Origin of the sequence: Chromohalobacter canadensis (assembly GCF_034479555.1) — a bacterium.
Classification (GTDB): domain Bacteria; phylum Pseudomonadota; class Gammaproteobacteria; order Pseudomonadales; family Halomonadaceae; genus Chromohalobacter; species Chromohalobacter canadensis.
This window is the reverse complement of sequence record NZ_CP140151.1, coordinates 2,232,103-2,254,755: the sequence shown is the minus strand read 5'-3', so window position 1 is coordinate 2,254,755 and position 22,653 is coordinate 2,232,103. Positions and strand designations below refer to the sequence as shown.

Genomic DNA, 22,653 nt, shown 5'->3' with positions numbered 1-22,653 from the left:
CGGCTAACCTTGAGTTATGTCCTCGCCACCCCCACAGATAGGAAATATTGAGGACGCTAACGTTCACCCTATCCAAGAGGCCATCATGAGCCGACTCTCGCAGATTCCTCTGTCCGTGCTCGATCTCGCACCGATCTCGCATGACGGAACACCCGCCGAAACCTTCGAACGTACGGTCGATCTCGCCCAGCTTACCGATACTCTGGGCTACAACCGTTATTGGCTGGCCGAGCACCACAACATCGACGGCATCGCCAGCGCCGCCACGTCCTTGCTCATCGGCCATGTCGCCAGCAAGACGCAACGCATCCGCGTGGGCAGTGGCGGCATCATGCTGCCGAACCATCCGCCACTCGTGGTCGCCGAACAATTCGGCACGCTGGAAACGCTCTACCCGGGCCGTATCGATCTCGGCCTGGGACGCGCCCCCGGCTCCGATGGCGTGACCATGCAGGCCATGCGCCGCAACCCGCGCGCCGGCGTCAATGACTTTCCCGACCGCCTGGCCGAACTACGTGGCTATCTGGGCGATGCCCTGCCCAATCAGCGCGTCAAGGCGATTCCCGGTCAGGGCACGCATGTACCGCTATGGTTGCTGGGCTCCAGCGACTTCAGCGCGCGCCTCGCCGCACAGCTCGGCCTGCCGTTTGCCTTCGCCGGCCAGTTCGCGCCGGGCTACATGCTCGAAGCCATCCAGCTCTATCGGCAAATGTTCCAACCTTCAGAGGTGCTGGACGCGCCTTATGTGATGCTGGGCATCCCACTGGTCGCCGCCGACAGCGACGCGCACGCACAGTATCTGGCCACCACCCAGCAGCAGAAGTTTCTCAACCTGATCCGCGGCAAGAGCACGCGCACCCTGCCGCCCGTCGAAGCACTCGACTGGTCGCCTCAGGAACGCGCCATGGTCAGCCAGAACCTGGGGGCCTCCATTGTCGGCGGACCCGATACGATCCGCGACGAACTCGAGAACTTCCTGGCGCAGACCCAAGCCGACGAACTGATGATCAACGGTGATTTCTACGACCATGACGACCGCCGTCGTTCGTACGAAATTCTCGCCGATGTCTGGAAGGGCTAAGCCAAGCCCCGCCACCCATCAGTCCAAATGCAAGAAGGCCGGCATTCGCCGGCCTTCTTGCATTACTACTCGCGGTATCGTGGAGCGCTACGCGCGTATTATCCCAGCCGCGTAGCGAGTTTCTCCTCCAGCGTCGCCTGGTCGTCGGCGAAACGGCGAATGCCCTCGGCGAGTTTCTCGGTGGCCATGGCATCCTGATTGAGCCCCCAGCGGAACTCGGTTTCAGTCAGTGGCGTGAGGCGCTCGCTGGCGTCCCCGACATCGCTGATCTTGCGTTCGATGTCGCCTTCCTGGCTCTCGAGTTCCTCGAGCAGCGCCGGTGAAATGGTCAGGCGGTTGCAGCCGGCCAGTCCCAGGATTTGGCCCTGGGTACGGAAGCTGGCGCCCATGACCACGGTGTCGTAGCGGTAGCGGCTGGCGATGTCGCATACCTCACGCACGAACACCACGCCCGGATCTTCCTCCGGCGCGTACTCCTGTCCGGTTTTCTGCTTGTACCAGTCGGTGACGCGGCCCACGAAGGGCGAGATGAGATACACCCCGGCGTCGAAACAGGCACGGGCCTGCGCCTTGGAGAACAACAGCGTCAGGTTGCACTGAATGCCTTCTTTCTCGAGCTGCTCGGCGGCACGGATGCCCTCCCAGGTGGAGGCCAGCTTGATCAGCACGCGTTCACGGCCGATCCCGTGCTGCTCGTAAAGCTCGATGAGACGATGCGCCTTCTTGATGCTCGCCTCGCGATCGAAGGACAGCTTGGCAGCCACTTCCGTGGACACGCGCCCCGGAATCAGTTGCGTGATCTCGCTACCAATGGCGACGGATAAACGATCCACCGCTTCGTCGACACGGTCTTGGGGATCGGCGATATCAGTCTTGACCTGCGCCAGCGTCTCATCGATCAGCGTTTGATAGCCGGGCAGCTCGAAAGCCTTGAGGATCAGTGAAGGATTGGTCGTGGCATCGTGCGGCTGATAGCGCTTGATCGCCTCGAGATCGCCGGTATCGGCGACCACCATCGAAAGTTGCTTGAGAGCCTCGAGTTGCGTCATGGCAAATATCCTGTAACGAAAAGGGTCATGGGTCGCGTCTCATGGCGCGACGTCGTAGCGTTCGGCCAGCGCCTGGCGGTAACGCTGGTAGAGTTCCTGATAACGGCGCACCGGTTCGCCACGCGGACGGGTCAAGGTATCGAGATCCACCTCGACGAGCCGTTCGGTCAGTGCCGCCAATGACTCGCCCCGCCCACGCGTCTGGGTATCGCACCAAGCAGCCTGGATCGCCCCACCCAGAGCGGCAGCTTCGGTAATACGTGGACAGATCACGTCGACATCCAGGACGTCGGCAACGATTTGGCGCCAGACGGCACTCTTGGCGCCACCGCCGACCAGACGGACTTGGCTGGCCTGCGATGCCAGCTCGCCCAAGCGTTCGAACCCATAGCGTAGCCCGAACGTCGTCCCTTCGACTACCGCGCGACACAGATTGTCCGCGGTCGTATTGAGGCTCGTCATACCCTCGAAGCTGGCGGTGGCATGCGGCAGTGCCGGGACGCGCTCGCCATTGAAAAAAGGCAATGCCATGACGCCCTCGGCACCCAGCGGCGCTCTGGCCACTCGTTCTCCGAAGGTCACTAGATCGAAACCGAACAGCTCACGGACCTTGGTCGTCGCCGAGGTCACGTTCATGGTGCAGATAAGCGGTAGCCAGCCCCCGTGGCTGGCGCAGAAATTGGCAACCTGGGCGTCCTCGGCCTCCATCGGTTCGGCCGAATGAGCGTACACGGTCCCCGACGTGCCCAGGCTCAGGGTCACCATGCCGGGGGCGATGTTGCCGGTGCCGATGGCCGCCATCATGTTATCGCCGCCGCCGCTGGACACCAGCACGTCATCGCCAAGGCCCAGCAGGCGCGCCACTTCGGGACGTACCCTGCCCACTGGGGCGTGCGAGTCGATCAAACGCGGCAGTACCGCCTCCGGCGAAAGTTCGGGCGCCATGGTTTGAAACACGTCATGACGCCAGCTGCGCGTGCGGGTATCGAAATATCCAGTACCGGAGGCATCCCCGCACTCGGCGACGCGCTCGCCGGTCAGCCAGAAATTCAAGTAATCGTGGGGTAACAGCAACGTGGCGATACGCCGGTAGGCGTCCGGGTGCGTATCGCGCAACCAGGCGACTTTCGAGGCCGTATAGCCGGTCTGAAGCACCACCCCCAGCTTGTCCAGGCAGCCCTCGCGCCCACCGAGTTGCTCGATCAACGCCTCGTTGTGAAGCGCCGTTTCGGTATCGCACCACAGCTTCGCAGGGTGCAACGGGAGGCCGTCGGCATCCAGGGCCACCATGCCGTGCTGCTGTCCCGAGACACCGATGGCCCGGATGTCGCGCGCATCGATCCGCGCCTCACTCACCGCCTCATGGAACGCCTCGGTCAAGGCCGCGACCCACTCACTCACGTCCTGTTCGCGCTTGCCGTTATCGCCTTCGATCAGATGATGCGGACGACTCGCCTCTCCCAGAATCGCCGCATGCTCGATATCGACCACCACGACCTTAGTGCTCTGCGTTCCACAATCCACGCCAACGTACATGCTCTCTCCTTCGGCTGCAGCGCATTCCCCGACTATGACGGGGTATCGAGTATCTGATCTTTGGCCACGTTACGACATACGACCCTCGACCAAGGCATGCAATGTCGCGCGTGCTCCATCAGCATGCAAGGAGGCAAGCGCCTGGAGATAAGCGTCGCGGAAACGTGTCTCTTTCGCCAGGTCGCCGAACAAGGCGTGCTGTTCGATGAACGCTGCTGGGTAGTTGCGATTGTCGCCGGCAACCGCCATCAAACGCTCCTTGAGGCGATCGACGATCTCGATCGGTTGGCCGTGTTCATCGACCCCTTCAGCATAGCGCGCCCAACTGGCGACCACTGCGGCACTACGCTGGATCTCACCACCTCGCTCGAGTTGTTCACGAATCACCGGCAGCAGCCACTTGGGAATACGATCCGAGCTTTCCGCACACAGCCGCGCCAAGGTGTCCTTGATCTCGGGGTTGGCGAAGCGCTCGATAAGGGTGTGCTTGTAAGCGTCAAGGTCCACGCCCGGCACTGGCGCCAGCGTCGGCGTGGCCTCACGATTCATGTAATCGAGCAGGAAGTCGACGAAAAGCGGATCCTGGCATACCTCATGGGCGTAGCGGTAACCGGCCAGATAACCGAAATAAGTCAGCGCCTGATGGCTGGCGTTGAGCAGGCGCAGCTTCATCAGTTCATAGGGCACGACGTCGTCGACCATCTGCACGTCGACCCGCTCATAAGGCGGTCGCCCTTCGGGGAAACGATCCTCGAGCACCCATTGCGTAAAGGGCTCGCAAACCACTGGCCATTGGTCCTCGACGTCAAAACGGTCGACGAGCGCGGCAATATCATCAGGCGTCGTCACCGGCGTGATGCGATCGACCATGGCATTGGGAAAGCAAACCTCGGCCTCGACCCAAGCACCCAATTCATCATCCAGTGCCCGGGCATGCGCGGTGAACATCTTGCGGGCGACATCGCCATTGCCTTCGATGTTGTCGCAGGACATCACCGTGAACGGCGCGATACCACGCTCGCGACGTCGCTTGAGTGCCGCGACGACCAGCCCGAAGGTAGTGCGTGGCGCCTCAGGCGTCGTCAGGTCTTGGCGTACCTCGGGTGTCGTCAGATCATACTCGCCGGTGATGTGATCGACGTTGTAACCGCCTTCGGTCACCGTCAACGAGACGATGCGAATCGCCGGATCGCTCATGGTCTCGATGACCACATCGGGGGCCTCGGGCGCGTACAGATAATCGACGATCGAGCCGATCACCCGAGGTTCGTAGCGGCCATCGGGATGCTTGACCACCAGCGTGTAGAGATGATCCTGCGCCGCCAGGGCATCGCGCATGCGTGTATCGCCGGGCATGACCCCGACGCCGACGATGGCCCAGTCAAGCGCCTCGCCCCGATTCATCAGGGCATCGAGATACATCGCCTGATGGGCGCGATGGAAGCCGCCCACACCGATATGGACGATGCCCGGGATGAGCTGCGAGCGATCATAGCCCGGCGTGGCGACGGCGTCATCGAGACGCGCCAGGGTAGCGTTGGTCAGTTCAGTCATGGAAAGACTCCTTGGGGCCGAGCGAGTGTCGAATATCAGCGTGAAAATGCCAGCGTGCCGCCCGCGGTCAGCTCATCCAGTTGCCGCCGTCGACGTTGAGGGTCTGTGCCACCACGTAATCGCTGTCATCGGAAGCCAGGAACACCGCCGCGCCGACATGATCCTCGGGACGCCCCATGCGGCCATAGGGCACCGCTTCGCCGACCAAGCGCTTCTTCTCACCTGCCGGACGCCCCTCGTAGCGCGCGAACAGCGCATCGACCTCGTCCCACATCGGCGTATCGACCACGCCAGGGGCGATGCCGTTGACGTTGATGCGATGCTTGATCAGGTCGAGCCCGCAGGACTGGGTAAGACTGATCACCGCGGCTTTGGAGGCACAGTACATGCTGACCAAGGGCTCGCCGCGGCGACCGGCCTGGGAGGCCATGTTGATGATCTTGCCGCCCTGCCCGCGCGCGACCATGTGGGCCGCCACCGCCTGCAGGGTGAAAAAGGTGCCCTTGACGTTGATGCCGAACTGCCGGTCGTAGCTGGTCTCGCTGACCTCGAGAATCGGCGCCATGTCGAATACCGCAGCGTTGTTGACCAGGATATCGATGCCGCCGAAACGCGCCTCGACGGCCGCGATCATCGCCCGGCGAGAATCGGCATCGACCACGTCGAGACGCACCGCCATCACCGGCGCCTCATTGACGTCGGCTTGAATCTCGGCAACCGCCTGTTCGGCAGCGACAGTGTCGATATCGGCGATCGCCACCCGCGCGCCTTCCTGCAGATAGCCTTTGACGATGGCCAGGCCGATACCGCGCGCCCCTCCGGTCACCACTGCGGTACGCTTTTCAAGTTTCATGGCTGTGATTCCTTGTCCGGAAGAAGTTGGGAAACACCATATGTGGCGGCCTAGCGCACGAGCCGTCGCTCGCCACGCCAGCGTTGCACCAGCACACCGAGCTCTTCCATCTGCGTAAGCACCTGCCAGGCACCAGCATCGCGCAACCGGACCTCGTGACCGAGTTCGATATGGCTAGCACCGGTAAAACCGATCACCGTCATGCCGGCGGCACATGCCGCCCGGGTGCCGGACACGCTGTCCTCGATGACCAGACAGGCCTCAGGCGCGATTCCCAGGCTCTCCGCCGCCAGTCGGTAGACGTCCGGCGCCGGCTTGGGACGCGCGACCTGTTCGGCGGTAAACAGCGGCGCCTTACCGAGCAGTGCATCGAGCCCGGTGTTGGCCAGCGAATCGATGACGCGGCGGCGACGGCTGTTGGAGACGACCGCCAGTGGCAAATCGAGCGCCTCGATGGCCGCCGCCACGCCGGCCATCGCCTCGAGTTCCTTGCCCAGACGTGCCTCGATCGCCGCGTCGATGCGCTCGAGAGCATCATCGGGCAAGGCGTGAGTGCTGCGGGCAGCGAGATGATCGAGAATCGCCTGAGTCGTCATGCCTAGTGCGCGGCGCAATTCGTCGCCGATCGCCAAGTCAGGCAACCAAGCCGCCAGCCGCTCGCGCAGCACCGTCTCGGAGATGGCCTCGCTGTCGACCAGCACGCCATCGCAATCGAAGATCAGCATCTCCATGGGCGGCTCCATCATTGGTCACCCGAGGCGGAGGAAACGCGATTTTGCTTGCGGTCGATGTCGACCAGCGGGTGGCGATGCAGATGGTGCAGCGCCTCGCCATCGTCCTTGAAGAGATGGCCGCAGGTCGGGTCGAAGGAAAAACGCACCTGATCGTGCACCCGGTGGGCAACGTCACCATCTGCGACCAGAATCCACTCGCTGTCGCCGTGCTCGAGATACAGCGAGGTGACCCCGCCAAGGCGCTCGATGACTACGATCTTGCCGGTCAGCGGCCCTTGGTCATCGAGCTTGAGATGCTCGGGACGGATGCCCAGCGTCAGCGTGTCGCCGGCACTGACGCCACTCCCGTCGACCGGCACCCGGCAGTCACCGCCAGGCAGTGCCACATTAACGCCTTCGTTACTTGCCTCGCGGACCTCGACGTCGAGGAAATTCATCTTCGGCGAGCCGATGAAACCGGCCACGAAGCGGTTGCACGGATGGTGATAGAGCGCCATCGGCGAGCCGATCTGCTCGACCAAGCCGTCCTGCAGCACGACGATCTTGTCGGCCATGGTCATGGCCTCTATCTGGTCGTGGGTGACGTAGATCATCGTCGCGTCGAGCTCCTCGTGCAGCCGCGCCAGCTCGATGCGCATCTGCACGCGCAGCGCCGCATCCAGGTTCGAGAGCGGCTCGTCGAACAGGAAAATGCTCGGGTTGCGCACGATCGCCCGGCCGATTGCCACGCGCTGGCGCTGGCCGCCAGAGAGCGCACGCGGCTTGCGGTCGAGCAAGGGCTCGAGCTGCAGGATGCGTGCGGCGGCGAGTACCTTCTCGCGGCGCTCGGCCTTTTTCACCTTGGCCAGGCGCAGGCTGAAGCCCATGTTGTCCTCGACGCTCATGTGCGGGTAGAGCGCGTAGCTCTGGAAGACCATCGCCAAGCCGCGATCGGCCGGCCCGACCTCGTTGATGCGCTCGCCATCGATGGAGATCTCGCCGCTGGTGGTGCTCTCGAGCCCGGCGATCATCCGCATCAGGGTCGACTTACCGCAGCCCGAGGGACCGACGAAAACCACGAATTCGCGATCCTTGACCTCGAGATCGACGCCCTTGATGACCTGGGTGCCGCCGAAGTCCTTGACGATGTTCTTGAGTTGTAGCGTTGCCATGGCGGAATTCCTTATTTGACGGCGCCGAAGGTGAGACCACGAACCATCTGCTTCTGGGTCATCCAACCGAAGATCAGAATCGGCGCGATGGCCAGCGTCGAGGCGGCGGACAACTTGGCCCAGAACAGCCCTTCGGGACTCGAGAAAGAGGCAATGAAAGCGGTCAGCGGGGCGGCATCCGAGGTCGTCAGGTTGAGGCTCCAGAATGCCTCGTTCCAGCTCAGGATCACCGACAACAGCCCGGTGGACGCGATCCCCGGCAGGGTCAGCGGCAACAGCAGGTAGAGCACTTCTTGCAGGGTGCCGGCACCGTCCATGCGCCCCGCCTCGAGGATGTCCTTGGGGATATCCTTGAAGAAGGTGTAAAGCATCCATACCACGATCGGCAGGTTCATCAGCATGTAAACGATGGTCAGTCCGAGCTGCGAGTCGAGCAGGCCCATGTCGCGGAACAGCAGATAAACCGGCATCAGCACACCGACCGGCGGCAGCATCTTGGTGGAAAGCATCCACAAAAGCGTGGCCTGGGTGCGCTTGGTCGGCAGAAAGGCCATCGAGTAGGCCGCGGGAATCGCCACGATCAACGCCAATAGCGTCGAGCCGAACGAAATCACGATGCTGTTCAAGGCAAACTTCAAGTAGTCAGCACGCGCCATGACGGTGTGATACCCCGCCAGGGTGGGCTCGAAAAACAGGCTGGGCGGCGTCGCCACGGCCTCGCCCTCGGTCTTGAAGCCAGTCAGCACCATCCAGAAGATCGGGAAGAACACGATCAGCGCAATGCCCCAGGCAAGCAGCGTGAGGAGCAGTTTCTTGGTCATCGTAGGGTTCATGCAGTGCTCCTCGCCTCAGGTCTCGAGATTCTTGGCCACGGTGCGGATCAAAAAGATCGCCACGATGTTGGCAAGGATGATGGCGATGACCCCGCCGGCCGAGGCACCGCCCACGTCGAAATCCAGCAACGCGCGGATATAGATGAAATAGGCCAGGTTGGTCGAGGCCAGTCCCGGGCCGCCCGAGGTGGTGACGAAGATCTCGGCGAAGATCGTCAGCAGGAAGATCATCTCGATCATGATCACCACGCTGATCGCGCGCTTTAGATGCGGCAGGGTGATGAACCAGAAGATGGCCAATGGTCCGGCTCCGTCCATGCGGGCCGCCTCGACCTGGTCGTCGTCCAGCGACTGGATGGCGGTGAGCAGGATCAGCAACGCGAACGGCATCCACTGCCAGGCAACGATGATGATGATCGAGGCCAAGGGCATCGACGAGAACCAGTCGATCACCGGCAGTCCCAGCAGGTTGCTCAACCAGGCGAACACGCCGTTGACCGGGTGCATCAGCATGTTCTTCCACACCAACGCACCGACGGTGGGCATGACGAAGAACGGCGCGATCACCAGTAACCGGGCGATGCCGCGGCCGAAGAATTCCTGCTGAAACAGTACCGCCAGCAGCGTGCCGCCGATCACACTGATCGCCAGCACCCAGCCGACCAGCAACAGCGTGTTGCCCATCGCCGTCCACAAGGCCGGGTCGGTGAGCAGGTAAGTGTAATTGTCCCAGCCGGCGAAGCCGGAGATCATGGGGTTGATCAGGTTATAACGCTGGAAGGAGAACCACAGGGTCATGCCCAGTGGCACCAGCATCCATAACAGCAGCAGGGTCACCGCCGGGCCCTGCAGGAACAGATTGCGGAAGCCGCCGACGGTTCGTCCAGACGTTCTCTCGCGCATGGGAATGCCCTACTGAAGGAAACAAGTCGGGAAATACGGCCGAATCATGACGATCCGGCCGACGTGGGACGCTACTTGTTAGTCGTAGTAACCCGCCTGACGCATGGTACGTTCGACCGAGCGCTGGGCTTGATCGAGCGCGGCATCGACCGACTGCTGGCCGGCGAGCGCAGCGCCGATCATCTGGCCAACCTGGGTACCCACCGCCTGGAACTCGGGGATATTAACGGTCTGCACACCGATATACGGGCTCGGCTTGAGCGTCGAGTCAGTGGGATCGGCGGTCTGGATGGCATTGAGCACGAAATCGGCGAACGGCGCGGCTTCCTGATACTTGGGATTCTCGTAGGTGGACTCACGGGTGCCCGGGGGCACACTGGTCCAGCCTTCGGTCTCGCCGACCAACTCGATGTACTCCTGCGAGGTCGCCCAGGTAATGAAGGTCTTGGCGGCGTCCTTGGAATCCGACGAGGTGGGAATCGCCAGCGTCCACGACCACAGCCAGTTGGCGCCTTTCGGGGTCTCGGCGATCGGTGCCGGGGCGAAGCCGAGCTTGTCGGCGACCTGCGACTCATCGGGGTTGTAGAGCCCTCCGGCGGCGGACGTGGCGTCGACCCACATGCCGCACTTGCCGCTGGAGAACAGCGCCTGATTCTCGTTGAAACCGTTGGAGGTCGCTCCCGGCGGGCCATAGTCGTTCATTAGATCGACGTAGAAACCGACCGCTTCCTTCCACTCCGGCGAATTGATTTCCGGCTGCCAGTCCTCGTCGAACCAACGGCCGCCGAAGGTATTCACCAATGTCGAGACGAAGGCCATGTTCTCGCCCCAGCCCGGCTTGCCACGCAGGCAGATACCGTAAACGTCGTTGTCGGGGTCGTGGATCTGGCTCGCCCAATCCTGAACCTGATCCCAGCTCGGTTGCTCGGGCATCTCGATGCCGGCTTTTTCGAAGAGATCGGTGCGGTAATACATCATCGAGCTCTCGCCGTAGAAGGGCAGCGCATAAAGCGAACCATCCTGGCTCAGGCCGTCGCGGACCGGCTTGAGCAGATCCTGCTCGTTATAGCTCTCGGGCAGGTCGTCGAGTTCGACCAACCAATCCTGCTGGGCCCAGATCGGCACTTCATACGTCCCGACGGTCATGACGTCGAACTGGCCACCGTCGGTGGCGATGTCGGTGGTCAGGCGCTGACGCAGCACGTTTTCCTCGAGCACCACCCATTCCAGGTCGATGTCCGGGTGGGCCTTTTCGAATTCGTCGGTCAGGCCCTGCATGATGATCATGTCGTTGTTGTTCACCGTGGCCACGGTGATGGTCTCGGCATGAGCGGCGAACGAGGCCAGTGTCGCAGCCCCTGCCAGGGGTAATACGTGTTTAAGGTACATGGCGAGCTCCTGAGAGGAGATTATTGAATTTGTTTTGATCAATCTACTCATTGAGTATTCAAATGATCATTTGCAACGCCAAAAAAAGCAAACCTCACACGCTTAGACTTTGGCCTAAGCAGCCCCCAACGTGGACACGATATAGCGTGCGGCCGCCTCGTCAGTCACCAACCCTTTGAGCCAACCACCGCGCAGGGCGCTCAGAATCGCCGGGCCCTTGTCGTGTCCACCCGCCAGCCCCATAAGCGGCTGACCGCCCAACGCCGAGAGCGGCAAGCTGGTGATGCGGCGCGTGATAGGACAATCGATGAGCCGCCCCTGGATGTCCAAGGGCCAGCCGAGCAACTCCCCTACGGCGCCGGCCTCGAGCAGCTCGTTGAGTTCGGCTTCACTGATGAAATGGTCCTGGAACAGGGTCGCGCGTGGATCGATGCGGCCGATGCCGATGACCCCGGTTTCGGCCTCGCGGGCAATATGGAACACCGCCTGCACGAGCTGCTGGGCAAGCAGCGCTTCTTTTTCTTCCACCGAGGCGGCTACCACCGGTGCCGGCAGCAGGAAGCGCTCCGCCCCGGTCTTGTCGGCCAGGACCATCACCCCGTCGTAGCGGTTGGCAGAACCGTCGCGGGCGACATTGCCTACCAGCGAAACGATGCGATGCTGCGAGCGATCCAGGCGGCTCAGGGCCTCCACGGTGGCACGCACCGAACGCCCCGTCCCCAGCGATAACGTCAGCGCTTGCTGGCGATCGAGCAGCCCGGCCAGGCGTTCGGCCCCCGCCTGGGCGAGAAAGCGCGGGCTGCTATCCGGCACCTCGGAGTCGCTAGGCACTACGTCACAGTAATCCAGTCCGAAATGCGTGAGAATCGCCTCGCCCATCGCCATGCAACCGGAAATGGGATGATCGATGTGCACCTTGACCAGCCCTTCCTGCCGCGCCAATGCCAACAGGCGCTGCACACCAGGACGCGAGACGCCCAACTGGCCGGCAATTTCATCCTGAGTGCGCCCACCCACATAGGACAGCCAGGCCGCACGCGCTGCCTGCTCGCGTTTGAGTTCGTACTTGTCCATCGCCGCTGCTCCTGCGGAAGGGAGAATGCCGGCATCATCGCAATCGCACGCCACGCGCACAATACGCGCCCATCCGGAGCACGCCGCGACTGCCTCAGATGACGATCAGGATTCGTTACCGCTTGGCGCTACCGGTGACGCAGGCAGCCAGACACGTGCGGCGAGTCCGCCGAGCGAGGCGCGTGACAGCGAGAGTCGGCCGCCGTACAGGGTCATCAGATCCTCGACGATGGCCAGGCCCAGCCCCGAACCGGAGCGTCGCTCGTCGAGGCGGGAACCTCGCGCCAGGGCGGCGTCACGCTGTTCTTCGCTCATGCCTGGCCCGTCGTCCTCGATCAACAACTCGACGCCCGCCGCCTGCGGATGAAAGCTTACAGTGACCTGGCTGTCGGCCCAGCGCAGCGCATTCTCCAGGAGGTTGCCGACCAGTTCCTGCAGATCCTGGACCTCCATGCGTACCTTGAGGTCATCAGCCAGCGATTGCGTCAACTGGACACCACGCCGCTGCCCCATTCGAGTCAATCCCTCGAGCACCGGCGCCAGGGTTTGCGCAACGTCCACCTTGCCGGCGAGGACGACCCCGCCGGCCGCCGAGGCCCGGGCGAGATGATGGCGAACGGCATCATCGATGCGCCCCAGCTCGCCGTGCAGGCGGTCGCGCGTGTCAGGCGGAAAGCGTTCGGCGAGGGTGGTAAGCACACTGACCGGGGTCTTGAGCGCATGCGCTAGATTGCCGGCGGCGTTGCGACCACGCTCGATCAGACGCTTGTCACGCTCCAGCACACCGTTCATGGCACGCGCCAGTCGCGCCAGCTCGTCGGGCAGGAACTGCGTCTCAAGGCTGTCGGCATCGCCCGATTCAACCGCGCGCAGGTTGGTATGCATACGGCGCAACGGCGCCAGCCCCCAACGAATCTGCACCGCCAGCCCGACGAGCAGCAAGGCACCCAAGGCCAACAGCGACAACCCCAGCAGCCACTCGAAACGCGCCACTTCAGTATCCAGCTCTGCGCGTGACGCCGCCACGCTGACATGCAGCGTCTCGGCATGCCCCGGCAGGCGAATATCACGCTCAATGACGCGCAGGATGTCACCCCGCGGGCCCTCGACCTCGCTCACGGCGACCCCCGTGGCGTTATCGATCGGGAGCCGTTGGTCCCACAACGAGCGCGAGGTCAGCGTTTGCCCGTCGTCGTCGCTGACCTGCCAATACCACCCCGAAAAGACACGTTCGAAACGTGGATCGCCCAGCGAGCGCGTCATGTGCAGCTCTTCGTTCTGGGCATCGATTTGCACACCGGCTAACAACACATTGAGAAGCGACTCGAGACGGTCGTCGAAGGCAGTAGTGACGGAGTCGCGGAAGTTATAGGCAAGCCCCGTGCCCGCCAAGGGTAGCGCCACCATGACCAGCAATAGCGAGGCGATCAGCAACCGGGCTCGGATCGAGGTACGCGCAAGACGTTGTCGCCAGGGGCGTCGCTTCATTGCTCATTCTCGGGTGCCACCAGGCGATACCCTTGCCCGCGCAAGGTCACGATGCGCTGGTTGCCGAGCTTGCGACGCAGGCGACTGACCTGCACGTCGATGACGTTGGAGTCGGGCTCATGATCGCGATCATAAACATGCTCAGACAGCTCGATACGGCTCACGATACGCGGCGCGGCATGCAGCAGATACGCCAGCAGCCGTGACTCCTGAGCCGTCAGAGTGATCGGGCGCCCCGCCAGAGTGACGCTGCCGGTGTGAGTATCCAGCGCCAACTCGCCCAGCCTGAGTATGGGGTGGGCATGTCCGTGGCTGCGTCGCACCAGGGCACGCAGACGAAACAGCACCTCGGCGGTCTCGAAGGGTTTGGTGACATAGTCATCGGCGCCGGCAGAAAAGCCCGCAGCCTTGTCCGACCAGCGTTCGCGGGCCGTGAGCACTAATACCGGCAAGTCGATGCCATCCTCGCGCCAGGCCGCGAGCCAGCGCGTGCCATCACCATCGGGAAGCCCCAGATCGAGTATCACGGCGTCATAGGATTCGACACGCACGAGATAATCGGCCGCGTGGCCGGTCGCGGCATGCTCCCATAACAGTCCCGCTTCTCCGAGCGCCTCGCCAAGCGCCTGTGCCAGCGCGGTATCATCCTCGACCAGCAACACCTTCATTGACGTGTCATCCCATCGATATTGACCCCTTCGATACCCATCATTTCCCCGTTAGTGGCATCGAACTCGAATTCCACCACCTGCCCCTGCGGGCCGATCATGTCGATTTCGTAACGCGGCATGCCATCGTCGCGCTCGAGCTCCACCTCCAGCACCTGACCGATATAGTGACGCTCGAGCCAGTCGAGTACCTCGGGCAGTGCCACCACACGTCCCTCTTCCACCTCGCGGTGCAGTGAGCGCCACTCGTCATCGTCGGCCACGACCAGCGACTGGCAGGCCATGATACCCACCGCTACCAGCATCAGAGCTTTGATACAGCGATTGAAACGTTTCATGGGCACGAGTCTGCCTCAGCCGACATGAATGCAGCATGAATACCCGCAGGTTGGATACTGCCTATCAGCGCCTTCCACACCGGGACATGATCGCCGCCGCGCATGCCAGACTCCCGGTCACATGAATGAAAGATGAACATCGTTTTCAGGTGACTGCAAGGTAGGCGGCGTTAGCGTGCCCCTATCCGCAGTCGCGGTTTTAGCATATCGGCCTTGAGGCGAAAGCCAGGAGTGAATCATGAAGACGATGCATATGCTGATGATGCCGATGGTCCTCACGGGAGGGCTGTCCACCGCTGCGCTCGCCGATGACGGCAGCCTGTCGCCCAGCGAGCTCGAGTCACTGCTCAACGATGCCGATGCATACGGCTTCACCCATTACGATGAAATTGCCATCGATGACGGTAGCCACCTCGAGATAGAAGGCTGGCGTGACGACGGCTGGCAGCTCGACATCGACATGCTTATCGAGGATGGAAGCCTGGTGCACGAGAAACGCCACAAGGACACCATTCCTGACTGGAGCTTGACCAGTGACGAACTTCACCAAGCGCTGGGCAACGCCCAGAACGCCGGTATGAAACGCTTTTCCGAATTGGATGTCGATGAAAGAGGGCATGTGGATATCGAAGGCTACGACGCCCAGAATAGTGAGATCGACATTCGTCTCGAGCACAATGACCTAACGGTCACCGGAGTGGAACATGACTAATCGACAGCAAAATGCCGCCTGGCGGGCGGCACAGCAATGGCGAGAACGGACGCGTCAGGCGCGTCCGTCACAGGGCGCTGGCGGACTCAAGCTGCTCGCCACCTGGTTATTGTTCGGTGCCATGATGATTGTCGGCACCCTGCTCGGCCTATTCTTCTTGATCATCGGCTGGGCGATGCTGCCCTTCCTGCGTCACCGCATGAAGAAACGCGCCGAAGCATTTCGCGCCGACCATGCGCGCCCGGCTGGCGGCAATGGCGCCCAGGATGCCCCAGCGCAAGACGCCACGCACGCGTCTCAGGTGCTCGAGGGCGACTACCACGTCAAATCAGGCGACTGATCAAGAAACACGAGACAAAAAAATGGCACGCTAGGCGTGCCAAAAATGACTGCTTGCCTGCACTACAGGTCTCGCCGTCAAGGAAGGGGAATCGTCGATGCAGACGAAAAAGCCCGCCCCCTGCAGGGACGGGCTTGATATCTGGTGCGCCCGGGAGGATTCGAACCTCCGACCACCTGATTCGTAGTCAGGTACTCTATCCAGCTGAGCTACGGGCGCTTTGCACAACGCACGACCAGCTCTGCCGTGTTTTGCGTTGTATCGAGAGCCAAGGCTCTCGTATATGCATCATCACGTGACTTACTCACGCTATTAAAGTGGTGCGCCCGGGAGGATTCGAACCTCCGACCACCTGATTCGTAGTCAGGTACTCTATCCAGCTGAGCTACGGGCGCATACTTCGATGCGATGCATCCGGTTGAGTGGCGGAGAGAGAGGGATTCGAACCCTCGATGGGGCTACAAACCCCATACTCCCTTAGCAGGGGAGCGCCTTCAGCCACTCGGCCATCTCTCCTCATCAACACGGCGCGTATGTTACCGATTATACTGAGGTCTTGTCTAGGGCGGATTGAAAATCTTTTGATATCAACCAATACCGTCACTGCTTGCCTGGCGAACGACTCGTTTGCCGTACTGCGTGCGTATCAAACTGCTTAGCCCAGAAAGCATGCCTTATCCAAAAGCCCGAGCCGATAAAGGGACGACTTCATCAGCCCAGACGGTCCCACGCATGCGTCATTTCAGACGCTTGAACCGCCGTCTTCGCTATCGGTCTTCTCGCGCTGAATACGCTGGTAGATCTCTTCGCGATGTACGGCTACGTCCTTGGGCGCATTGACACCGATACGGACCTGATTGCCTTTGACTCCTAGGACCGTAACAGTGATGTCGTCGCCGATCATCAGTGTTTCACCGACGCGACGGGTCAGGATGAGCATGTCTGATCTCCTTCTCAGGCTTTCTTCCAACGGGATGCATGCACCGCCAAGCGACAGTACGAGGGCGAATTATGCGCCATACAGGCACCGAGAGCCAATGCCGCGTGCTTCGCATCCACGGATGCACTGAATGAAAGGCCGCATCTGGCCTTCCAGCGTCGTCCTGACGCCACCCTCAGCATAGAAGCCGATGGGCCAGGAAGGCCAAGTTTCTTTATTTATTCGCTTTGAATACTGTCTTTATCGAGCCCGAACGCAGAATGCAGTGCACGCACGGCGAGCTCCATCTGCTTCTCGTCGATGACTACGGAGATCTTGATTTCCGAAGTAGAGACCATGCGAATATTGATGTTCTCGTCAGCCAGCACTCGGAACATCTTGGATGCCACGCCAGCATGCGAACGCATGCCTACACCGACCAGCGAAACCTTGGCAATATTCTCATCGCCACGCAGCTCGCCACCACCCAGCGCCGGGATCACCTGATCCTGCAGGATGCTTCGAGTCTGTTTGAAATCGCTCTTACCCACGGTGAACGTGAAGTCGGTGTAGTCACCGGCCGGGGCCACGTTCTGCACGATCATGTCGATTTCGATGTTGGCATCGGCGATGGGCCCCAGGATCTTGGACGCCACGCCTGGCACATCAGGAGTGTTGAGCAACGTCAGCTTGGCTTCACTGGCGGTGAAGGCAATACCGGAGATCAGCGGTTCTTCCATGGAGGCCTCTTCTTCTTCAGCGACGATCAGGGTACCGGGGCCGTCCTCGAAGCTGGACAGCACGCGCAGCGGTACGTTGTATTTGCCCGCAAACTCGACGGCGCGAATCTGCAATACCTTGGAGCCCAGGCTAGCCAGCTCGAGCATTTCCTCGACGGTGATGGAGGACAGACGTTGTGCTTTGGAGCAGACCCGCGGATCGGTGGTATAAACGCCGTCAACGTCAGTGTAGATCTGGCATTCATCGGCCTTCAGCGCCGCGGCCAGGGCCACACCAGTGGTATCTGAACCACCGCGCCCGAGGGTGGTGATATTGCCTTCTTCGTCGACCCCCTGAAAGCCGGCCACGACCACGACCTGGCCGTCGTCGAGATCGTGCTGAATGTCATCGGTCTCGATACGCTGGATACGCGCCTTGGTGTGGGCGCTGTCGGTACGGATGCCCACCTGCGCACCAGTGTAGGAGGTTGCCTCCACATCCAGCTTGTGCAGCGCCATCGCCAACAGTGAAATAGTCACCTGTTCGCCGGTGGAGACCAGCATGTCCATTTCGCGTGGCGTGGGCTCATCGTTGATCTGGCTGGCCAGATCGATCAGCCGATTGGTTTCCCCGCTCATTGCCGACACCACGACGACCACTTGATGGCCTTCGTCGCGGAATCGCTTCACTTTTTCGGCGACGGCCTTGATGCGCTCCACCGAGCCCACCGAGGTCCCCCCGAACTTCTGTACGTATAGCGCCATAGCTGCCTATCCGTGGTGGTTTTCCCAAGCATGAATGAAGAAAAGGGCCGGCGCCATGCGCACGACCCTTTTCACGATCTCACTCGCCTAGCTGGGCCTCGACCCAACTCGGCACACTCGCCAAGGCATCAGGCAACGCCTGCGGCCGCGATCCTCCCGCCTGCGCCATGTCAGCGCGACCACCGCCCTTGCCGCCGACCTGCTCGGCGACATGCTTGACCAGGTCGCCAGCCTTGAGGCGCGCGGTCAAGTCATCGGTCACACCGGCGATCAGGCTGACTTTTTCGTCGCCGGCCACGCCCAGCACGATGATACCCGAGCCCAGCTTGTTCTTGAGCTGATCGAGCAGGCCGCGCAGCTCCTTGCCACCGACGCCCTCGACCTGCTTGGCGAGCACTTTAACGCCCGCCACCTCGCGTACCTCGGCCAGCATGTCGCCACTCGCGGCACTCGCCAACTTGGCCTTGAGCCGCTCGAGCTCCTTCTCCAGGCTGCGATTGCGCTCGAGCGTCGCCTCGAGACGTGACTCCATCTGTTCGGGTTTGGCCTTGAGCTGCTCAGCGACACGCGTGACCTTGGCTTCCTGGTCACGGAAATACGCCAGAGCACCTTCGCCGGTGACGGCCTCGACGCGTCGCACGCCCGCGGCGACCCCCGTCTCGCTGAGAATGTGGAAGCAACCGATATCGCCGCTACGTGCCACGTGTGTGCCGCCACACAGCTCGATGGAGAAGTCATCGGCACCAATGGTCAGCACACGTACATTGTCGGCGTACTTGGCCTCAAAGAGCGCTGCGGCGCCTTTAGCCTTGGCCTCGTCGAGCGTCATTTGCTCGGTACGCGTGTCGGCGTTGGCCAGAACCTGCGCATTGACGATGCGCTCGACCTCTTCGAGTTGAGCCGGTGTCATTGCTTCGAAGTGGCTGAAGTCGAAGCGCAGGCGCTCCGCCGTCACCAACGAGCCCTTCTGCTGTACGTGCTCGCCCAGCACTTGCTTGAGCGCTTCGTGCAACAGGTGCGTCGCCGAATGATTGCGCATAGTCGCCGCGCGCAGGCTGGCATCGACCTGTGGTGTGACGCTGTCACCCACGTCGAGCCGGCCCTCGACGAGCACACCATGATGCAGATGATGCCCGCCCTGCTTCTGAGTGTCAGTCACCTGGAAACGCATGCCGCTGGCATTCAGGTAACCGGTATCGCCGGCCTGCCCGCCCGATTCGCCATAGAACGGCGTGCGATCGAGCACCACGACACCCTGCTGACCGGCTGCTAACGCCGTCAGTGCATTGCCCTCGTGATCCACCAGGGCGGTGACACGGGCCTCGTCTTCCAGGCGGTCATAGCCGGTGAAGGCCGTTTCGCCCTCGAGCTCCAGAGCCGCCGTATAATCGGCACCGAATTGACTGGCCGCGCGGGCGCGCTCGCGCTGTGCTTCAAGCTCACGCTGAAAGCCGACCTCGTCCGGCGTCACGCCACGCTCGCGGCAGACATCCGCCGTCAAGTCGAACGGAAAACCATAGGTATCGTAGAGCTTGAAGACGGTCTCGCCCGGCAACACGTCGCCCTCGAGCGTGTCCAGCGCCTCCGCCAGCAGCCCCATGCCATGATCCAGCGTGCGTGCGAACTGCTCTTCTTCCTTGAGCAGCACCTTCTCGATCTGAACGCGTGTCTTGCGCAGCTCCGGATAGGCATCGCCCATCTCGGCATCCAGCGCCGCAACCAGCTTATGGAAGAACGGCTCGCGCGTACCGAGCTTATGGCCGTGGCGGATGGCGCGACGGATGATGCGCCGCAACACGTAACCGCGCCCTTCGTTGGACGGCAATACGTCGTCGGTGATCAAGAAAGCGCAGGAACGGATATGATCGGCGATCACGCGCAGTGACGGCGCGCTAGTATCCGCGTACCCCGTAGCCTCTGCCGAGGCATCGAGCAGATTCTGAAACAGGTCGATCTCATAGTTGGAATGCACGCCCTGCAGCACCGCGGCGACACGCTCCAGCCCCATGCCGGTATCGATAGACGGCTTGGGCAGCGGGTTCAGCGTTCCGCCGCTGTCGCGATCGAACTGCATGAACACCAGGTTCCAGATCTCGATGTAGCGATCGCCGTCCTCATCGGGGCTACCCGGTGGGCCACCTGCGACCTCGGGCCCATGATCGAAGAAAATCTCCGAGGACGGGCCGCAGGGGCCGGTGTCGCCCATCTGCCAGAAGTTGTCCTCGTCGAGCTTGGAGAAGCGCGCCGGATCGATACCGATCTCATCCTTCCAGATACGCTCGGCCTCATCGTCACTGACGTGGACCGTGACCCACAACTTGTCCGCGGGTAAACCCAGTCGTTCGGTCAAAAACGACCACGCGAAGCCGATCGCATCACGCTTGAAGTAATCGCCGAAGCTGAAATTGCCCAACATCTCGAAGAACGTATGGTGGCGCGCGGTATAGCCGACGTTATCCAGATCGTTGTGCTTCCCCCCGGCACGCACGCAACGCTGCGCGGAGGTGGCGCGTACATAGGGGCGCGGATCGCGTCCCAGGAAGACGTCCTTGAACGGCACCATGCCGGCATTGGTGAACAGCAACGTCGGATCGTTGCCGGGCACGAGCGAGCTCGACGGCACGATAGTATGGCCGTGCTCCTCGAAGAACGTCAGAAAGGCTTGTCTGATGTCTGCGCTTTTCATAGAAATTCCGTGGCGGTGTGCGTTAGGCGCTGCGGGCACGCGCGGCCCGACCGGACAAGCGGTGGGCGAGAAACGCGAAAGTCGACGAATGACGGAAAAGGAGTCGCTTCGAACCATCGCAAGGCGCACTAGTATAACGCGTTCGGCGGGGGACTAAAGAGGTGCCGAAACGCCAGCAGGCAGGGGCGCACATGGCGTGCGTTTCTATCGAGGACTCTCCCAGGCATGCGCCATGGCATGGCGCACCTGATCGAAAGCGAACCCGCGCGAGGCCAGGAACCGCTCACGCTTGGCGCGTTCTCGCGGCTCGCGGCCGGGTGAATCAAAGCGTTTGGCCAATGCCTCACACGCCAGGCGGTACCAATCGGGGCCCTCGCTTTCGAGCGCCTCCTGCGCCATCTCATCGGTGATACCTCGTGAGCTCAACTCGGCGCGAATCTTCATTTCCCCTTGGCCACGAGACAAACGCGAACGCACGAACTGCTCAGCGAAGCGGGCATCGGACTGCAAGCCCTCCTCCGCCAGACCATCCAACGTTAACGCGATGTCGGCGCGCTCATGCCCTCGCGTCGTCAGCCGCGACACCAGCTCAGCCCGCGAGTAATCGCGACGCGCCAGCAGGCGGATGGCATCGTCGCGAGGTGTCGTCTCTTGCTTATCCATGGTTACAACAGGTTGCCATCGTCCTGGGTCGCAGCGGCCTTATCTTCCTTGCCTTCGCTCGCACCTTCCTCCGCCTTGTCGTCTTCCGCCTTGGGCGTGGAGAGCAACCGCGCGCGAATCTCATTTTCGATCTCTTCCATGATCGCCGGGTTATCTTCCAGGAACTGTGCAGCGTTGGCCTTGCCCTGGCCAATCTTGCTTCCCTGGTAGCTATACCAGGCACCCGCCTTATCTACCAAGCCTTGCTGCACCCCGAGATCGATGACCTCACCAGCATGGTAGATACCCTTGCCATAGAGGATCTGAAACTCGGCCTGGCGGAACGGTGGCGCCACCTTGTTCTTGACGACCTTGACGCGGGTTTCGTTGCCGGTCACCTCGTCGCCCTGCTTGACCGAGCCGGTCCGCCGGATGTCGAGACGCACACTGGAGTAGAACTTCAATGCGTTGCCGCCGGTAGTGGTTTCGGGGCTACCGAACATCACACCGATCTTCATGCGGATCTGGTTGACGAACATCACCATGCAATTGGCGTTCTTGATGTTGCCGGTCACCTTGCGCAGTGCCTGCGACATCAACCTGGCTTGCAGGCCAACGTGGGAATCCCCCATCTCACCCTCGATCTCGGCACGCGGCGTCAAGGCTGCAACCGAATCGACGACGATGACGTCGACACCGCCGGAGCGCACCAACATGTCACAGATTTCCAGCGCCTGTTCGCCGGTATCCGGCTGCGAGACCAACAAGTCATCGAGATTGATGCCCAGCTTTTCAGCGTAACTCGGGTCCAGCGCGTGCTCGGCATCGATGAAGGCACAGGTTTTGCCTTGTTTCTGTGCCTGGGCGATCACCGACAACGTCATCGTCGTCTTGCCCGATGATTCGGGGCCAAAGATCTCGACCACGCGGCCTAGCGGCAGCCCACCCACGCCAAGAGCGATATCCAGCCCCAGCGACCCGGTGGAGACGGCGGGAAGCGCTACGCGCGGCGTATCGCCAAGACGCATCACGGCGCCCTTGCCGAACTGGCGCTCGATCTGGGAAAGCGCTGCGTTGAGCGCCTTGGAACGGTTGTCGTCCTGTGCCATGAAGGTCTCCTATCGAAGGACGTCGAAGCTCGCACGGTGGCGCTGACAGATGTCGGCGCCGACCGCAAAATACTGTATGACTAGACAGTAGTATGACGAAAAAATTCCTC

The 22,653-nt window shown here is 61.8% G+C and carries 21 protein-coding genes and 3 tRNA genes; 3 read left to right on the top strand and 21 right to left on the bottom strand.

Annotated features, from left to right (window positions below):
• The first annotated feature begins 85 nt into the window (after positions 1–85).
• The gene (locus tag SR908_RS10750; RefSeq protein WP_246922371.1) at positions 86–1,081 is read left to right on the top strand and encodes an LLM class flavin-dependent oxidoreductase; all 996 of its coding nucleotides are present in this window, start codon (positions 86–88) and stop codon (positions 1,079–1,081) included.
• A gap of 98 nt (positions 1,082–1,179) precedes the next feature.
• Here the strand turns inward: SR908_RS10750 and tal are convergent, their stop codons facing one another.
• The 13 genes from tal to SR908_RS10685 all read right to left on the bottom strand — a co-directional run bounded on the left by tal (position 1,180) and on the right by SR908_RS10685 (position 14,651).
• A complete protein-coding gene (gene tal / locus SR908_RS10745; protein WP_246922374.1) occupies positions 1,180–2,130 on the bottom strand; it encodes a transaldolase in 951 nt (316 codons plus the stop codon).
• A 39-nt stretch (positions 2,131–2,169) separates the two neighbouring features.
• Entirely contained in the window at positions 2,170–3,666 is a 1,497-nt protein-coding gene (gene xylB / locus SR908_RS10740) for a xylulokinase (protein ID WP_246922377.1), read from the bottom strand.
• A gap of 69 nt (positions 3,667–3,735) precedes the next feature.
• Complete coding sequence (locus SR908_RS10735) at positions 3,736–5,220, bottom strand: mannitol dehydrogenase family protein (RefSeq protein ID WP_246922379.1); 1,485 nt, start codon at positions 5,218–5,220, stop codon at positions 3,736–3,738.
• Between the two features lie 67 nt (positions 5,221–5,287).
• Entirely contained in the window at positions 5,288–6,073 is a 786-nt protein-coding gene (locus SR908_RS10730) for an L-iditol 2-dehydrogenase (RefSeq protein ID WP_246922382.1), read from the bottom strand.
• 50 nt (positions 6,074–6,123) lie between these two features.
• A complete protein-coding gene (locus tag SR908_RS10725; protein WP_246922384.1) occupies positions 6,124–6,804 on the bottom strand; it encodes an HAD family hydrolase in 681 nt (226 codons plus the stop codon).
• A gap of 11 nt (positions 6,805–6,815) precedes the next feature.
• A complete protein-coding gene (locus SR908_RS10720) occupies positions 6,816–7,958 on the bottom strand; it encodes an ABC transporter ATP-binding protein (RefSeq protein ID WP_246922388.1) in 1,143 nt (380 codons plus the stop codon).
• A gap of 11 nt (positions 7,959–7,969) precedes the next feature.
• Positions 7,970–8,791, bottom strand: a complete 822-nt coding sequence (locus SR908_RS10715; protein WP_246922391.1) for a carbohydrate ABC transporter permease — start codon at positions 8,789–8,791, stop codon at positions 7,970–7,972.
• A gap of 15 nt (positions 8,792–8,806) precedes the next feature.
• Positions 8,807–9,694: a carbohydrate ABC transporter permease gene (locus SR908_RS10710; RefSeq protein ID WP_246922394.1), complete on the bottom strand. Its 888-nt coding sequence runs from the start codon at positions 9,692–9,694 to the stop codon at positions 8,807–8,809.
• A gap of 78 nt (positions 9,695–9,772) precedes the next feature.
• A complete protein-coding gene (locus tag SR908_RS10705; protein ID WP_246922397.1) occupies positions 9,773–11,083 on the bottom strand; it encodes an ABC transporter substrate-binding protein in 1,311 nt (436 codons plus the stop codon).
• 114 nt (positions 11,084–11,197) lie between these two features.
• Complete coding sequence (locus SR908_RS10700) at positions 11,198–12,157, bottom strand: sugar-binding transcriptional regulator (protein WP_246922400.1); 960 nt, start codon at positions 12,155–12,157, stop codon at positions 11,198–11,200.
• Positions 12,158–12,262: 105 nt separating this feature from the next.
• A complete protein-coding gene (locus SR908_RS10695) occupies positions 12,263–13,645 on the bottom strand; it encodes a sensor histidine kinase (protein WP_246922403.1) in 1,383 nt (460 codons plus the stop codon).
• Positions 13,642–14,313: a winged helix-turn-helix domain-containing protein gene (locus SR908_RS10690; RefSeq protein ID WP_246922405.1), complete on the bottom strand. Its 672-nt coding sequence runs from the start codon at positions 14,311–14,313 to the stop codon at positions 13,642–13,644. Before SR908_RS10690 ends, SR908_RS10695 begins: the two co-directional genes overlap by 4 nt.
• Positions 14,310–14,651, bottom strand: a complete 342-nt coding sequence (locus tag SR908_RS10685; RefSeq protein ID WP_097023507.1) for a PepSY domain-containing protein — start codon at positions 14,649–14,651, stop codon at positions 14,310–14,312. The genes SR908_RS10690 and SR908_RS10685 overlap by 4 nt, the downstream gene beginning before the upstream one ends.
• 238 nt (positions 14,652–14,889) lie before the next feature.
• Between SR908_RS10685 and SR908_RS10680 the strand changes: the two genes are divergently transcribed.
• Together SR908_RS10680 and SR908_RS10675 are read left to right on the top strand one after the other, a co-directional pair.
• Complete coding sequence (locus SR908_RS10680) at positions 14,890–15,363, top strand: PepSY domain-containing protein (protein ID WP_246922407.1); 474 nt, start codon at positions 14,890–14,892, stop codon at positions 15,361–15,363.
• Complete coding sequence (locus SR908_RS10675) at positions 15,356–15,703, top strand: hypothetical protein (RefSeq protein WP_246922409.1); 348 nt, start codon at positions 15,356–15,358, stop codon at positions 15,701–15,703. Before SR908_RS10680 ends, SR908_RS10675 begins: the two co-directional genes overlap by 8 nt.
• Positions 15,704–15,845: 142 nt before the next feature.
• Here SR908_RS10675 and SR908_RS10670 read toward each other — a convergent pair.
• The 8 genes from SR908_RS10670 to recA all read right to left on the bottom strand — a co-directional run bounded on the left by SR908_RS10670 (position 15,846) and on the right by recA (position 22,543).
• Positions 15,846–15,922: transfer RNA gene (locus tag SR908_RS10670), tRNA-Arg, on the bottom strand.
• Positions 15,923–16,021: 99 nt separating this feature from the next.
• Positions 16,022–16,098: transfer RNA gene (locus SR908_RS10665), tRNA-Arg, on the bottom strand.
• A 28-nt stretch (positions 16,099–16,126) separates the two neighbouring features.
• Positions 16,127–16,219: transfer RNA gene (locus SR908_RS10660), tRNA-Ser, on the bottom strand.
• Positions 16,220–16,445: 226 nt separating this feature from the next.
• Positions 16,446–16,643, bottom strand: a complete 198-nt coding sequence (gene csrA, locus SR908_RS10655; protein ID WP_246898743.1) for a carbon storage regulator CsrA — start codon at positions 16,641–16,643, stop codon at positions 16,446–16,448.
• Positions 16,644–16,861: 218 nt separating this feature from the next.
• Positions 16,862–18,106 carry an aspartate kinase gene (locus tag SR908_RS10650; protein ID WP_246922411.1) on the bottom strand — a complete coding sequence of 415 codons (1,245 nt, stop codon included), beginning with the start codon at positions 18,104–18,106 and terminating at the stop codon, positions 16,862–16,864.
• A 79-nt stretch (positions 18,107–18,185) separates the two neighbouring features.
• Entirely contained in the window at positions 18,186–20,792 is a 2,607-nt protein-coding gene (gene alaS, locus SR908_RS10645; protein WP_246922413.1) for an alanine--tRNA ligase, read from the bottom strand.
• A 204-nt stretch (positions 20,793–20,996) separates the two neighbouring features.
• A complete protein-coding gene (locus tag SR908_RS10640; RefSeq protein WP_097023503.1) occupies positions 20,997–21,455 on the bottom strand; it encodes a regulatory protein RecX in 459 nt (152 codons plus the stop codon).
• Positions 21,456–21,457: 2 nt separating this feature from the next.
• On the bottom strand, positions 21,458–22,543 hold the full coding sequence (recA, locus tag SR908_RS10635; RefSeq protein WP_097023502.1) for a recombinase RecA: 1,086 nt from the start codon (positions 22,541–22,543) through the stop codon (positions 21,458–21,460).
• Between the last annotated feature and the right edge of the window lie 110 nt (positions 22,544–22,653).